This is a genomic window from Acinetobacter sp. FDAARGOS_558 (assembly GCF_003937785.1).
Taxonomy (GTDB): Bacteria; Pseudomonadota; Gammaproteobacteria; order Pseudomonadales; family Moraxellaceae; genus Acinetobacter; species Acinetobacter baumannii.
In genome coordinates, this window is the sequence record NZ_RKJH01000001.1 from 2,128,566 (window position 1) to 2,143,992 (window position 15,427).

The window sequence follows — 15,427 nt, forward strand, 5'->3', positions numbered from 1 at the left end:
ATAAAAAAGAGCCTCATTGTGAGGCTCTTTTGGTTTAAAAATTTAAACTAACTTTTCTTCATGGCTATGAGTTAAATGGGTTGCGCGACGGTCTTTACCCCAACCTAGCTTTTCAGACAATAACCCGAAGAACACAATAATGCCGAACAATGCTGTGGTGTAAATCACTTCTTTAAAATAAGTACCTTCAATCAACATGGTAAGAATTGCACCAATAATTGCAAAGATCACCACATAGGTCAGGTAAGGGAACATCCACATTTTAAAGTCAATCTTCACGCCTTCAGCTTCTAATTTTTTACGCATACGAAGCTGAGAATAAGCAATGGTCAGGTACACATATAGTGTTGCTGCACCTGTTGTTAACATGAAGAAGTCATAAACATTCATACTCTCTGTTGCAGTTAAAATTACCGCAATTACAGAGAAGAAGCATGACACAATCACACCCACCCAAGGACTGCTTTTACTGTTTACAGAACCAAAACTTTTTGGTGCATCACCACGTTTAGACAACGAGAATAGCATCCGTGAACACGTGTAAAGTGCTGAGTTAAAGCAACTACATACCGATGTTAGAACTACAAAATTTACGATATGGCGCGCGCCCGGAATACCAAGTGCAGACAGAGTTACACTATAAGTACCCCAAGTCGAATCTTTTAAAAGTTCATTGTTGTGAGGAATAAGACATACAGCAACGAACATTGAACCAACGTAGAATAAAATAATACGCCAAACCACCGAGTTCGATGCCTTACGAATTTCTTTAGATGGATTTGCAGACTCTGCTGCTGCTACGGTAACAATTTCAGCGCCAATATAGGCGAACATCACCCCAAGCAAGGCGGTAATCACTGACGAACCGCCATTTGGCATAAAGCCTTGAGAGGTTAAGTTACTTATACCAGATGCAGCCGGATTGCCCCAAGGCCACAAATGCATGATGGCTAAACTACCAATCACAAGGAAAACAACAATCGCGATGACTTTGATGAGCGCAAACCAGAACTCGAATTCACCATAGTTCTTGACGTTTTGTAAATTGACAACAACCAGTGCGACAATGACAACGGTCATATAAACCCAGATCGGTATAAACGGGAACCAGTTGTTTAAAATCTTTCCTGCTACATAAGCTTCCCAGCCCATGAGCATCGCCAGCGTACACCAGTACAACCAACCAATTGAAAACCCTGCCCAACGACCAATCGCACGGTCCGCATAAGTTGAAAAAGAGCCACTGTCTGGATTTAAAACGGCCATCTCGCCTAACATACGCATAATGAACCAAACTAGAAGGCCACCTAAAGCATAAGTTAGAAAAACTACAGGGCCGGTGTTGTAGATAATACTGCCTGAGCCAACAAAGAGAGAGCCACCAATAACCCCTGCAATCGAGATCATAGTTAAGTGGCGTGATTTAAGTCCATGTTTTAAACTTTGGGAGTGATTGGCTTCAGAACCATTTTGATGAGCTGCCATATCATTTTCCTTAATATATGGAGGATATCGGCTAGTCTCGGAAATCCTCCGAAGCCAAAAAATATCCCCTAAAAATTTAGCCGTTCTGCCCAATTCCTAAAACAGAAAATTCACTGAGCTTATCCGGCGCTTCCGTATGCATACTTCCAATGGCTTTAATTTGTCGTTTCGGCACTCAAGAAACGAGAGCCATTTTTGTAATAAAAGAGAGAGCCAATTGCAAAATTTATACGCAAAATTGGCCCTTTTTATAGAAGATGCTGGTAAATGGCTTTTTGTTTTTATTTTAATCAGATTGAATTTCTTTAGTTTTGCTCAGAAATTAATAACGCCTTTGTGCCTGTTTCCAAGGCTCTAAATATATGTTTTTGATCGGCTGGATAACAAATATAGTCTCCAACACCCAGCTCAACCGCTTCATCAATTAAACCCACTAAAGCTCGCCCTTCAACCACAATAATATGTTCTACAGAACCAACTGGATGTGGTTCTGAAAGTCGATCTTCGCCCGGTTCAACAATCAATAAATACACATCTCGGCGCGCATAGGGTGGACAGGTCGCCAACAAAATTGCTTTGTAATTGGCAATCTCCGAACTCACCGTTGGCCCATCACCACAGCGAATGACTTGCACTTGATTGCTCGGTTCTTCCATCAAACGTGCAAATGGAATATTGAGTGCAACACAAAGTGCCCACAAGGTTTCAATACTTGGGTTACCTTGCCCTGCCTCTAATTGAGAAAGTGTAGATTTGGCAACACCTGCACGGCGCGCAACCTCTGCCAATGAAAGCCCTGCTCTTTGGCGTTCACGCGTTAAACCTTTGGCAATAATTTCGATTGGCTGAGACATTCATTCTATCCGTTCTATAAAAAAAACGATCGTTCGTTTTGACAAAACAATCAGACTTATTCATTATAATGGAAAATCGTTCGTTATATCATGCCATGACTACATACGCTCTTATTAGAAAACTTAGTAAAGATACTACTCGCTCGATTTTCTTTGTGTGTCTAGCAACGAGTGTTGTTGGTATGTCCTTAGGTTCACTCGCCGCAAGTTATGGCTTAGCACTCTGGATCCCACTTTGTCTGTCCATATTTGTGCTCGCGGGAACTGCCGAATTTATTTTTATTGGATTCTTGGCGGTAGGTGGTAGCCCGATTGCGGCTGCAATTGCAGGACTACTCGTCAATTTAAGACATCTGCCTTTTGGCATAGCGGTCAACGAACTGATTCGAGGCAAATTCTCTCAATATTTTGGGTCTCATATCATGAACGATGAAAGCGTTTTGTTTGGTATGGCACAGCCTGATTTCGAAACCAAAAAGGCTGCTTACTGGCTATGCGGTATAGGCATCATGCTCAGTTGGCCACTAGGTGTCACTGCAGGTTATTTTATTGGGAGTGCTATTCCAGACCCTAAAACATTTGGCTTAGATGCGATTTTCCCAGCGATTTTAATTGCTCTTACTTTTTCTGCTTTAAAGAATAAGGTGACTCGAAAAGCTGCATTTGCCGGATCAACTTTAGCGTTGATCACCACGCCCTTTTTGGCCTCAGGACTTCCAATCCTGATTTCACTTTTTGGCTTGATATGGAGTAGAAGAAAATGAGTCAACAGTTACTGATTATTGTAGGAATAGCTCTACTCGCACTGGGTACGTACAGTATCCGTTTTGCTGGTTTCCACTTAGGTGCCAAGTTTTCATTTTCTGAAAAATACCAAGTTTTACTCTCAAACGGCGCCACCGTTTTGCTCTGTGCCATTGCTGTGACCACTACATTTTTTGAAGGCCAACATTTCGCAGGTTTCGCACGTATATTTGGGGTGGGTTTGGCACTTTTCTTAGTTTGGAAAAAAGCACCGCTTTTATTGGTGATTTGTCTGGCAGCGGCTGGCACAGCACTGGTACGTTTACTTGGAATTGAATAATAAAAAAGGCGAGATAAACTCGCCCTTTTCGAAACTTTGATTAGAACGGTAAATCGTCGTCTAAATCAGCTGGTGCAGATGCTGGTTGTTGTGGCGCTTTAGGAGCGAAACCACCACCTTGTGGGCTATTGCCACCATTACCGAAACCACCTTGGCCACCATAACCACCATTGTTTTGGCCGTAGCCACCACCTTGGTTGTTATTTTGATAGCCGCCACCTTGTTGAGGCGCGTTAAAACGTGGTTGGTTAAAATCATTACCGCCAGCAAAACCTTGTTCACCTTGTTGACGAGCATCTAACATTTGCATCTGGTCGCCACGGATTTCTGTAGTGTAACGTTCTTGACCATTTTGGTCTGTCCACTGACGTGTACGTAATGAACCTTCGATATAAACCTTAGAACCTTTACGTAAAAACTGCTGAGCAATTTCCCCTAAACGGTTATGCAAAACAATACGGTGCCATTCTGTTTGTTCTTTACGTTCACCTGTATTTTTATCAGTCCAAACTTCACTTGTTGCGATAGAAAACTGGGTCAACGAGCCCCCATTTGGAAAAGTTTTTGTTTCAGGATCACGACCCAAAGTACCAACCAAAATAACCTTATTTACACCACGCATTAGCTGTCTTCATCCTATACATTTCTATGTTTTACTTTATAAGAGTTATGCTTAAATGGCTACCTCTTTACCGAACAACTGCGTTAAATCACGTCGCGAAGCGTCATCAAGAGACTGTTTATCGACTTTAATATAAGCAACTTGCTGGTCAGGCATCACCACAACTTCTTCGATACCACGAATTGCCAATAGTTGTGTGGTCCACTCATTCACCTGTTGCACTTGCGGCAATGGCAGCACAATAGATGACAAATACCGCGGCTGAGCTAAACCAAAACTAATTAGCAGCCATATTATAGCAATCCCTGCTAAGACACTCCATCCAATCGCAGTATTATGTAACATCAATAATTGACCACCTAGTGTGCCACCAAAAAAAGCACCTAAGAACTGGCTACTGGCATTTACCCCCATAGCGGTGGCTTTCGACTGGATTGGAGCGGATTTTGACAGCCAAGAAGGTAATAAAGCCTCCATGACATTAAAGGCAATAAAGAAAATTCCTAAGCCGGCAAGCAAGACATATTTGGACTGATAACCAAATATAAGAAGAAGCAAACCTGCAATAATGCCTGTAATTGCTGTTAAGAAAATGCCGCGCATTTTGCGATATTTTTCAGCGATGATAATGCTAGGAAATGCAAAAAACAGACTAATAACCAAAAGTGGCAAATACACCAAACCGTGGCTCGCCAAAGGAATATGCGCAAACTCGATAAGCTGTGACGGCACATAAATAAACATGGCGGTCAGCAATAAATGCAATGCAAAAACCGAAACGTGTAAACGGTTTAAATCACCCATTTGAATGACTTGCTTAAGCTGTGCCATGTAGCCTTGCTGATAGTTACGATGATGGCGAGTGACTTTAGGCACCAGCAATAACATCGCAATCGCGATCAAACCCATGATGGTTGTTACAAAGAACAAACCAGAAATACCTACAAGGCTTGTGAGCCAAGGCCCAAGACTAAAAGCGACTACAAAAGACAAGCCAATACTCATACCCATGGCAGCCATGGCTTTAGTACGCTGCTCTTCACGCGTCACATCGGCTAAAAGTGCCATAACTACTGCCGAAACTGCACCCGCCCCAGCGATAGCACGGCCAATAATTACGCCATAAATGGTGTCAGATAATCCGGCAATTGCACCACCAATAGCAAAAAGCAATAGACCAAAGACCACAAGCGGTTTACGGCTAAAACGGTCAGCAAGTAAGCTAAATGGAATTTGTAAAATGGCCTGACTTAAACCATAAATACCTACAGCCAAACCAATGAGTGCTGGAGTCGCATATTGATATGACTGCCCAACTACAGAAAAGACAGGAATAATCATGAACAAGCCCAACATGCGTAGCGCAAAAATACTACTTAAGGCAAAAGTTGAGCGACGTTCCAAAGCATTCATCATATCAATACACGTTATCAAACTAAGTAAATTATAAGCCGATTCGTTTCTAAAAATACGGGACACCTTATTTAAAATAACGATTTGGGCTTAAAAAAATAAAGAGGCGTTTAGCCTCTTTAGTTTATCGAAGTTTGCTGAAAATTAGCTTAAGGCGACTGTTGCTCACGCTTCGAATATTGAATTGAAGCGATAACCGCCCAAACAATGAACGCTACACCAATTAAACCTGTAACAACTTCCGGTACATGCACGCCTGTACCACTTGCAATCATAATGAATGCTAAAGCACCGATCGCATAATGCGCACCATGTTCCAAGAACACATAGGCATCTAACGTACCTTTTTCTACAAGATAAACTGTCATTGAACGGACGAAAATAGCACCAATTGCAAGACCGAGCATAATTACAACAACGTCGCTAGTAATGGCAAATGCACCAATTACACCATCAAAACTAAATGATGCGTCTAACACTTCAAGATATAAGAAACCACCTAAACCGGCTTTTACAACACCAGAAGCGGCACCTGATCCATCTTGTAATACAGCATTACCATTTTCATCAATTTCAGGTTCGCCGCCCAATAAATGACTTAACACTTCAACGCCAATATAAACCACAATGCCCCAAATACCGGCCATAGTTACAGCTAAACGTTGATGGTCATCGACATAACCTGCCATCACAATTAAGGCAATCAAAGCAAGAAATACAGACATTGCTGGTACGCTTGCCAAGCTTGCAAGTTTAGATTCAAGCCATCTAAACCAATGCGTTTCTTTTTCGTCATCAAAGAAGAAGTTTAAGAAAACCAGTAATAGGAATGTTCCACCAAAAGCCGAAATTTCAGCATGATGTGCCATTAAACGTTCAGAGTAGGTTTTTGGATCATTAAGTGCCATTTTGGCTACTTCAACAACACCCATATCAGCAGTCACTGCAACAATCACGACTGGGAAAATCAGACGCATACCAAAAACGGCGATTAAAATACCTACCGTTAAAAAGATCATTTTCCAGAACGGGTCCCAATTACGTAGAACCGATGCATTCACGACCGCATTGTCAAAAGATAAAGAAACTTCCATCACAGCTAAAATCGCGGTAATGGTTAAAGCTTTAAGCATGGTTGACACGCCCGCTTCAGGTCCATGGGTAAAACCCCAGTAAGCGGATAGTGCTAAACACACCACCGTAAAAAATATCGAAAATCGGAAATGCTTCATGGATCAGACCTATACCAAGAACTAAATTTAATCTTTCTTAAAACCGCGGCTATTATATCGATAATTAACCACAAAACGATGTTGTTTTGTGCCGTTATTCACTTTACTTTATCTCACTGTTTAATAAAGAAATTTATAATATTTCATTAACTTATTAATCGTATTAAATATTTTCTTGCGATATATCTATCATTATTATTTTTGTATTTTAAAATTGATTTAAAATCGGGTTTAGCTGTCTTATTTTAAATGGAATGTTTTTATGCTTTTTTCTCAAGAACTCTGGCAACGTAATTTAAATTTATATCAAAAAATTCTCGACCTGCCTTTTAATCAGGAACTTGCTAACGGTACTTTAGATAAAGAAGCTTTTTGTCATTATGTTATTCAAGATGCTCAATATTTAGTGGCCTATGGCCGTGTGCTGGCTGTTGCAGCAGCTAAAGCTTTTGATGCTGACGATATTATGCAGTTTTCTGATGCAGCTAAAATTGCAATTGTGGTCGAGCGCAGTTTGCATGACGACTTTATGAAAAATTTTGGGGTAACTAAAGAAGAATTTAAAAATACCCCATTGACCTTGGCAGGACATCATTACACTTCATTTTTGACGGCAACTGCTTGGTCTGAAAGCTACCCTGTTGTACTTGCGGCTCTATTACCTTGCTTCTGGATTTATGCCGAAGTCGGTAAAGACATTGTGAGTAAGTCTGTCCCGAACAATCCTTATCAGGCATGGATTGATACCTACGCAGGTGAAGAATTCCATACCGCCGTTCGTAATGTGATTGCGACGGTAGATAAAGTTGCCGCACGTTGTGATGCAGATACTTTAGAGAAAATGCATGCAGCCTATACCATGGGTGCAAAACTTGAATGGTTATTTTGGGATAGTGCCTACCATCAAAGACAATGGTTAGGTTTAGATCAGATCTAAAATAAGATGAGTTCTGACCATTTAGTTCGTTAAATGGTCAGTCTTTAATTTAACTTTGAAACAATTGCCAGCCGTAAATCAAACCTGCAGCAGCCACAACCCAGCATAGTGTTGCGACTCCTAAACAAGACCACATCGACATACGCGTTGCCAGCACATAAACAGCAACTAAATAAATGGCATAAGGAATCAGTGACCATAAACCAAATAAAGCCGTTTTCTGTAATGCCTCAGCTCCCTTTTGCTGAAAAACAATTACGTGGGCAATTAAAGCGAAGGTTGGAAAAAGCGGGACTAAACCCGCAATATAAAATGCCTTACTTTTCGATAAAATCGAAATAATGAGGACAACCCCGGCCCCCAACATACACTTTAAAAATAACGCCCACATGCGCTGATCCTATCTGGTCATATTCATTTCAAAACGCTGTATTTTGCGCTTTTTAAAGAAAATTAACAGCGACTAAAGCAATCAATGCCGGAACCGCCTGAATATAAATAATCTTTTTACTGGCAGTCAGACCACCATAAATACCAGCAATCAGTACACAGCCTAAAAAGAAGTTGGCAATTGATGTTGCAAATGGCGCATCAGCCAATAAAGACCAAAATAAACCTGCTGCTAAAAAGCCATTATAAAGACCTTGGTTCTGTGCCATGACTTTGGTGAGTTTTGCTTTTTCTGCATTATTTCCAAAGGCTTTCATGCCATAAGGTTTGTCCCACAAAAACATCTCTAACACTAAAATATAGACATGTAATATTGCGATAAGCGCAATCAATATTTGTCCGATCATACAATTTTCCTTTTTATTTTAAAGATATGAAAAAAGATCAGTCTCTCGACTGATCTTTTAATGTGTTACGGTTTTAACAACACTTTGCCTTGACGAGCACCTTGCGTTGCTCTTTGAGCGGCAGTTTTAATCTCATCAAAACTAAATACACCTTCTACAGGAAGGATTAATTTTTTCTGAGTCGCTAATGTTAGCAGCTCAACGATCAGTTCCTTTTTACGAGCTGCTGGCATTTCTTTATTAACCACACTCGCCCAGAAACCTTTTACTGTCGCTTGTTTGAAAATTAGATCACCCGATGAAATCTGCATGGTTTCGCCAGTCATACTACCGAACGAAACGAGCAGGCTATTTTCACTGAGTAAGTGCAGCATTTCGCCACTTGCACTTCCACCAATCGAGTCCACACCGGCAATAAGAGGTTGGTCGCCGTGAATCTGTTTAACTTGCTCTTTCCAGTTCGGCTGATCAGTCGCAACAACATGCTGAATACCTAATGCTTGCATTTCTGCAATTGCATCAGTACGACGAACCAGATTAATCACAGGTAAGCCACGTGCCTGTGCAATCATGGCAACTGTTTTACCGACTGCACCATTTGCCGTGTTTTGAATGAGCCATTGACCCGGTTGAACATTTACAAAGTCGAGTAGCATGAGAGCACTAATTGGCATACCAATCAGCTGTGCTGCAGTTTCATCATCAATTTCATTATTGAGTGGAATAATACCTTGAGCAGGCGCAATAAAGTATTCAGCCCAACTGCCATGCACAGCCGCAACAGCAATACGTTGCCCTACCTGTACATGTTCAACACCTTCACCCAACGCATCTACAATACCAACTGCCTCACTGCCACCAATCGCAGGTAAGGTTGGTTTATAGCCATAGCTTCCGCGTACTGTCCATACATCATGATTATGGATCGGAGACATGATGGTTTTAATACGCACTTCGCCTGCTTTTGGTTCAGGCTTTGGCATATCCGCCTGCTCTAAAACGTCTACAGGTTCGCCAAAATTACGATGGATAATACTTCGCATGCTTTATTCCTCTATCGGTTTTAAGAGTTGTTGAGTGGTTTCTAAGGCTAGATGTAGATGTGCTTTGTCTTGCGACAATTTTGTAAGTAAAGCAGCACCTAACCATAGCTGATACATGACTTGCGCAGTTTTCAAAGGTTCAATATGTTTTGGAATTGATCCTTCTTGTTGCCCTTCTTTGAGTAGCAAAGCTAGACGCTGCGTTAATTTGTGCACACCGTCATTTAGAATTTGACGCATATCTTCTGATAAGTCCGAAACTTCGGCTGCCAATTTCACAATCAAGCAGTTTTCAGCCCAGCTACCATGGACCGGATCATCAATCCACGCCTGCCATAAAGCCATTAAACGGGCATGGGCACTTTGCTCACTGTGCTGCCAAAGCTGTTCCATACGGACTTTATAATTGGCCATGTATTGCTCGAGCAACGCACAGCCAAACGCCTCTTTTGAAGCAAAGTAGTGATAGAATGAACCTTTAGGTACGTCACAAGCCTTTAAAATTTCTTGCAAACCAACACCGACAAAACCTTTATGTAGCACCAGTTCAAAACTGGTATCTAAAATGTGTTGTCGTGTGGTTTCGCTTTTATTTAATCGTTTCATGCATTCATCATAAACAACTATTAGACCAGTCGTCTAGTAAAATTATGTTGCTGGTTAAAATTTGCTTAGAGTAGAAATGTAGAATGAGGAATGTTAAAAATACAACCTGCTTAATTAAACAAATTTTGTCGTTTGTCGTTTAACCGTCACAATTTGTCGCTTTAAATCATTTTATACCACTTGAACAATTTTAAATCGTTATCATATATAGGGTCTGTTGTTTATAACCAGTCACACCTCCCTGCGGCTGATCACTCAACACCTAAATTTTCATCAATACACAATTGAGATGTTTTATGAGCCAAAGTCATATCCGTATTCGAGGCGCACGCACCCATAACTTAAAAAATGTGTCACTCGATATTCCACGCGACAAATTTGTGGTAATTACGGGGCTATCAGGTTCAGGAAAATCTTCTCTTGCCTTTGATACCTTGTATGCCGAAGGACAGCGCCGTTACGTCGAATCACTTTCGGCCTATGCCCGTCAGTTTTTATCGCAAATGGAAAAACCTGAAGTTGACTCGATTGAAGGTTTATCACCAGCCATTGCGATTGAGCAAAAGTCTACTAGCCATAACCCACGTTCAACGGTTGGTACGATTACCGAAATTTATGACTATTTGCGTCTGCTTTATGCACGTGTCGGTACGCCTTATTGCCCTGAACACGACTTACCTATGGTTGCGCAAACTGTTTCTGAAATGGTCGATGCGGTAAAAAACCTTGAGGAAGGTACAGCACTTATGTTGCTTGCCCCTGTTGTTCGTGAGCGTAAAGGTGAATACAGCAACTTGTTCGAACAACTACAAGGTCAAGGTTTCGTTCGTGCCCGTGTTGATGGTGAAATCATTGATATTGATACACCACCGGAACTCGACAAAAAGAAAAAACATACCATTGAAGTCGTTGTTGACCGCTTTAAAGTACGTGATGATTTAGGCAACCGTATTGCTGAATCATTTGAAACCGCACTGCGTTTAGGTGGTGATATTGCTGTTTTATCATGGATGAATGGCGAACACCCTGATCGCGTCTTTTCTGCAAAGCACTCATGCCCTGAATGTGATCGCGCAGTCGCAGAGCTTGAGCCACGTTTATTTTCATTTAACAACCCGTTTGGTGCGTGCCCTGTCTGTGATGGCTTAGGTACACGTAGCCATTTTAGCCCTGAAAAGCTCATTCCTAACCCTGAGCTTGCAATTAGTGAAGGTGCTATTCGTGGTTGGGATCGTCAACGTCCTTATTACTATTCAATGCTGCAAAAAGTTGCCGACCATTTCGGTTTTCAACTTGATACACCTTGGAATCAGTTAGATAAAGACACGCAAAAGAAATTCTTACAAGGTACTGGCAAAGAAAAAATCGATTTAAGTTATATCGATGAACGCGGCCGTAAACATACTCGCGTACAACCGTTTGAGGGAATCTTGCCTCACCTTGAGCGCCGTTATCGTGAAACTGAAAGTAACTATGTACGTGATGATTTAGCACAATATCTCTCTAATGCAGCGTGTGATGCATGTGGTGGTTCACGTCTCAATGAAATTTCACGTCATGTTCGTGTAAAAGATAAAACCATTGCTGACATTACCCGCATGTCGATTGGAGATGCCGAAAGTTACTATCAAGGTATAAACCTTGAAGGTGCCAAAGGTGAAATTGCAGATAAAATCTTTAAAGAGATTCGTGAGCGTTTACATTTCTTGGTGAGTGTTGGCCTGAACTATTTAAGTCTGGCTCGTTCTGCCGAAACACTATCGGGTGGTGAAGCCCAGCGTATCCGTCTAGCTTCGCAAATTGGTGCAGGTTTGATGGGTGTCATGTACGTCCTTGATGAACCATCAATTGGTCTCCATCAACGTGATAATGACCGTTTATTACAAACGCTAATTCGCTTACGTGATTTGGGCAATACGGTATTAGTCGTTGAACATGATGAAGATGCAATCCGTGCAGCTGACCATATTATTGATATCGGCCCTGGTGCTGGCGTGCATGGTGGTGTTGTCATTGCTGAAGGTACGTATGATGAGCTGGCTAAACATGCCGACTCGCTCACAGGTCAATATCTTTCAGGCAAACTCAAAATTGAAGTGCCAAAACAGCGAACTCAACCACCTAAACCTGAAGAAAAAATTAAACTTTCAGGTGCAGCGGGTCATAACTTAAAAAATGTCGATTTAACCATCCCACTTGGCATTATGACTTGTGTCACGGGTGTTTCAGGTTCAGGTAAATCAACACTGATTAACCGTACGTTACTCCCACTGGCTGCAACACAGCTCAACGGTGCAACGACCTTAACCGCTGAAAAGTTTGATTCAATTGATGGTCTACAACATCTGGATAAAGTCGTTGATATTGACCAAAGCCCAATTGGCCGTACTCCACGTTCTAACCCTGCAACGTATACAGGGTTATTTACGCCAATTCGTGAGTTATTTGCTCAAACACCAGAAGCGAAAGCTCGTGGTTATAGTGCGGGTCGTTTCTCGTTTAACGTAAAAGGCGGACGTTGCGAAGCGTGTGAAGGCGACGGTATGATTAAAGTCGCAATGCACTTCTTACCAGACATGTATGTACCTTGCGATGCTTGTCATGGCAAACGTTATAACCGTGAAACACTTGAAGTCGGTTATAAAGGCAAAAACATTTCTGATGTTTTAGAAATGACGGTTGAAGATGCTGCTGAGTTTTTTAGTGCTATTCCAGTTATTCACCGTCGTTTAGAAACCTTAACTCAGGTAGGTCTAGGCTATATTCGTTTAGGTCAGGCGGCTACTACTTTATCTGGTGGTGAAGCACAGCGTGTCAAACTGGCTCGTGAGTTAGCAAAACGTGATACGGGTAAAACGCTTTATATCTTGGATGAACCAACAACAGGTCTGCATTTCCATGATATTGCCAAGTTACTCGATATTTTGCATGAGCTACGCAGCAAGGGTAATACCATTGTGGTGATTGAACATAACCTCGATGTCATTAAAACAGCAGACTGGGTTGTCGACTTAGGTCCAGAAGGTGGTTCGGGCGGTGGTATGATCATTGCCGAAGGTACACCTGAACAAGTAGCCGAGGTCGAGATTTCCCATACTGGTCGCTTCTTGAAACCGATGTTGAAACAATAAAACAAAAAGCCGGAATTTATTTTCCGGCTTTTTTTATCCCTCTACTACATTTCGTCCCCGAGCTTTAGCTCTTAAGAGTGAACGATCAGCGTTCTCTAATAACTCCATCCAGCTTGTCGCTCCAATCGCAAACCCAATACTGACCGATACATGCAATTTTTCTTGTGTACCAGATAGATCAATTTCCTCTAAAGAAATCGCAATACGAATTTTTTCGGCCAAGAGACGTGCATCTAAAAACTGCACTTGTTCTAACAAAATTAAAAACTCATCACCACCATAACGAACAATTAAATCAGAAGCCCGTACATTTGCTTTTAATTGATCTGCGATACGCCGAATCACTTGGTCACCCACAATATGACCATATTGATCATTCACGTGTTTAAAGCGATCAATATCAATAATCATCAAACAAGTTTGAGAAAATTTTTGAGGGTAACTCTCAACAATTTTTAAATACTCAGATAAAGCCAAACGATTGGATACACCCGTTAATGGATCTGTATTGGCAATATTTTTAAGCTGGAATTCAAAAGCATCTCGCTGCTTGAGCATCCTTTGTAAACGATCAATAGCTTCGAACAACGAAATAAATTCTCCTTTTTTAGGTTTCAACTCATCTATTGGATAATCTGTGCTATGAGATAAATCAAGAATTAAGGTACGGGCCTGAATAAGAGGCTCAAACACCCTTCTCTTTGCATAAATTAGTGTAAGTAAAGCTGCTGCTAAGGATATGCTTGAAATGAGCAAAGTAAGGAAAAACTTCTTTTTTGCCAAATAGTTTTCTTGAGATGCAATCAAGACGCTTTTATTAAGTAAAAACTTTTGCAAATCAATAACCGTGGTAAATTTATCAACGATTTGGTCTGTCAGTTCTGTTCCATTTAAATGATAGGCTTGGTGCTTTTGGCTTTCATCTAAAAGCTGACCCACAATAGGTACGCCTTTATCTAAAAATTCAGTTTTAACCCTTGAGTAAAGGCGATGATATTCCGGAGTTTTAGCTTGCTCTGACTGTAGTGTGTCTACAAGTGCCCATAAGTAGCGTGCTTGCTGCTGAGTCTGCAAAGACCGCGCCCTATTATCATTAGGTATAGTTTCTTTAAAGGTCACAGGCGCAATAACATTAGATGCGGTACGACCAGCTTGATCCCGCATATCGGTCAACACCACAATCAAAGTAAAGTAATTGTTAATTTGGCTATCTTTACTTTTTAACTGTAGCATCAAATTTTGTAAAACTTCTCGGCAGCTATCCCAAGCTCCAAACATAGCCAAAATTGCATTATCGAATTGTATAGAGCTTCTCGCTTGTTCAGGAGTTGCAACATAATAGTCAACTACAGCACGCGCCTGTTTTAAATCATCTCTAAATTTAGTATCTAAAGTATTTGCTAAATCGGTATAACCTTCTTCTTTTAAAATATGAATAGTTTCATTAAGTTGGCGATCAACAGAGAGACGATATTCTTTTAAGTTTTTTTGATTTTTTAAAAAGTCGGCAGCGTTACTCGACATTAATTTATTTGCGGGCGCACGTTCTTTAGAGACTTTATTTGCAACTTCAGCAATTGATCTTAAGCTTTTAATTTCAACCAAAGCCTGTTTAGTTTTTAAGTACTCTTGATAACTGCTGACAATAAGCGGAACCGCCATAAACAGTAAGGACAAAATAATGACCAACATGAAGAAAAACAGTCGATTACTGATATGTTCTGAACGTAATCCTGACATTTCTAGCTGGTACTCCGTAAATGTCCTACCATGATCACTACTATAGAATGAAGTAATTAATCCGCATCCTAGCACTTTACTGAACAGAAGTTCAGCAACAAAGTTCGATTAACGCAATATACGCTTTCATCTTTTCTATTTCTTAAAAATTTGATCGAAAGAGCAAATGATGGCTATAGCAAAACTCCATTTTACAGATGATGTAAATTTCGCAATCCTATAATTAGCTTCTTTTTCCTCTTGGATGTTTCTCCCAGCATCCTAAACCCAGCCCTCAGCTGGGTTCTTTTTTATACACACTCAATAGAAGAAATTTCATGTATTTTTTTTAATAAATATTAATGTTTTCTTATAGATAAAAAAAAGCTCAACCTTGGGGAAAGCTGAGCTCGTAAAGTCTGATGTGATAACACATCGTATCTGGGAAAGCACTTCCAACTCTAAAAATGTTAGATAGTGAACTTTGCAATTGAATTGTGTGAC

Annotated in this window: 14 protein-coding genes; 4 read left to right on the forward strand and 10 right to left on the reverse strand. The window is 40.8% G+C overall.

Annotated elements, in window-relative coordinates; translation table 11 throughout:
* Positions 1–42: 42 nt before the first annotated feature.
* Both EGT34_RS10315 and EGT34_RS10320 read right to left on the reverse strand, forming a co-directional pair.
* A complete protein-coding gene (locus EGT34_RS10315) occupies positions 43–1,485 on the reverse strand; it encodes an amino acid permease (protein ID WP_000718864.1) in 1,443 nt (480 codons plus the stop codon).
* Between the two features lie 305 nt (positions 1,486–1,790).
* Positions 1,791–2,339 carry a helix-turn-helix domain-containing protein gene (locus tag EGT34_RS10320; RefSeq protein WP_000081860.1) on the reverse strand — a complete coding sequence of 183 codons (549 nt, stop codon included), beginning with the start codon at positions 2,337–2,339 and terminating at the stop codon, positions 1,791–1,793.
* 68 nt (positions 2,340–2,407) lie between these two features.
* Here EGT34_RS10320 and EGT34_RS10325 point away from each other — a divergent pair, with 68 nt between their 5' ends.
* Both EGT34_RS10325 and EGT34_RS10330 read left to right on the forward strand, forming a co-directional pair.
* Positions 2,408–3,103 carry an AzlC family ABC transporter permease gene (locus tag EGT34_RS10325; protein WP_016685054.1) on the forward strand — a complete coding sequence of 232 codons (696 nt, stop codon included), beginning with the start codon at positions 2,408–2,410 and terminating at the stop codon, positions 3,101–3,103.
* Positions 3,100–3,423, forward strand: a complete 324-nt coding sequence (locus EGT34_RS10330; protein WP_000082714.1) for an AzlD domain-containing protein — start codon at positions 3,100–3,102, stop codon at positions 3,421–3,423. The genes EGT34_RS10325 and EGT34_RS10330 overlap by 4 nt, the downstream gene beginning before the upstream one ends.
* 40 nt (positions 3,424–3,463) lie before the next feature.
* Here EGT34_RS10330 and ssb read toward each other — a convergent pair whose 3' ends face one another.
* The 3 genes from ssb to EGT34_RS10345 all read right to left on the reverse strand — a co-directional run bounded on the left by ssb (position 3,464) and on the right by EGT34_RS10345 (position 6,690).
* Positions 3,464–4,045, reverse strand: coding sequence for a single-stranded DNA-binding protein (gene ssb / locus EGT34_RS10335; RefSeq protein ID WP_001215080.1), 582 nt, complete (start codon positions 4,043–4,045; stop codon positions 3,464–3,466).
* A gap of 51 nt (positions 4,046–4,096) precedes the next feature.
* The gene (locus EGT34_RS10340) at positions 4,097–5,461 is read right to left on the reverse strand and encodes an MFS transporter (protein WP_000980460.1); all 1,365 of its coding nucleotides are present in this window, start codon (positions 5,459–5,461) and stop codon (positions 4,097–4,099) included.
* A gap of 146 nt (positions 5,462–5,607) precedes the next feature.
* Positions 5,608–6,690, reverse strand: a complete 1,083-nt coding sequence (locus EGT34_RS10345) for a DUF475 domain-containing protein (RefSeq protein WP_000680213.1) — start codon at positions 6,688–6,690, stop codon at positions 5,608–5,610.
* A gap of 262 nt (positions 6,691–6,952) precedes the next feature.
* Between EGT34_RS10345 and tenA the strand changes: the two genes are divergently transcribed.
* On the forward strand, positions 6,953–7,627 hold the full coding sequence (gene tenA / locus EGT34_RS10350; RefSeq protein ID WP_000899418.1) for a thiaminase II: 675 nt from the start codon (positions 6,953–6,955) through the stop codon (positions 7,625–7,627).
* Positions 7,628–7,676: 49 nt separating this feature from the next.
* On the opposite strand, the gene EGT34_RS10355 is transcribed toward tenA, so the two are convergent.
* From EGT34_RS10355 to EGT34_RS10370, 4 genes are all read right to left on the reverse strand, one after another.
* Positions 7,677–8,018 (reverse strand): GlpM family protein, encoded by a 342-nt coding sequence (locus tag EGT34_RS10355; protein WP_000263327.1) that lies wholly within the window; start codon positions 8,016–8,018, stop codon positions 7,677–7,679.
* A gap of 52 nt (positions 8,019–8,070) precedes the next feature.
* Positions 8,071–8,424: a DUF1304 domain-containing protein gene (locus tag EGT34_RS10360; protein ID WP_000580165.1), complete on the reverse strand. Its 354-nt coding sequence runs from the start codon at positions 8,422–8,424 to the stop codon at positions 8,071–8,073.
* Between the two features lie 65 nt (positions 8,425–8,489).
* Positions 8,490–9,467 carry a zinc-binding dehydrogenase gene (locus EGT34_RS10365; RefSeq protein ID WP_001256581.1) on the reverse strand — a complete coding sequence of 326 codons (978 nt, stop codon included), beginning with the start codon at positions 9,465–9,467 and terminating at the stop codon, positions 8,490–8,492.
* A 3-nt stretch (positions 9,468–9,470) separates the two neighbouring features.
* Positions 9,471–10,073: a TetR/AcrR family transcriptional regulator gene (locus EGT34_RS10370; protein WP_000826320.1), complete on the reverse strand. Its 603-nt coding sequence runs from the start codon at positions 10,071–10,073 to the stop codon at positions 9,471–9,473.
* Positions 10,074–10,369: 296 nt separating this feature from the next.
* Between EGT34_RS10370 and uvrA the strand changes: the two genes are divergently transcribed.
* Entirely contained in the window at positions 10,370–13,204 is a 2,835-nt protein-coding gene (uvrA, locus tag EGT34_RS10375; protein WP_000083357.1) for an excinuclease ABC subunit UvrA, read from the forward strand.
* A 33-nt stretch (positions 13,205–13,237) separates the two neighbouring features.
* Here the strand turns inward: uvrA and EGT34_RS10380 are convergent, their stop codons facing one another.
* Positions 13,238–14,944 (reverse strand): GGDEF domain-containing protein, encoded by a 1,707-nt coding sequence (locus EGT34_RS10380; protein ID WP_000016109.1) that lies wholly within the window; start codon positions 14,942–14,944, stop codon positions 13,238–13,240.
* Positions 14,945–15,427: the final 483 nt, after the last annotated feature.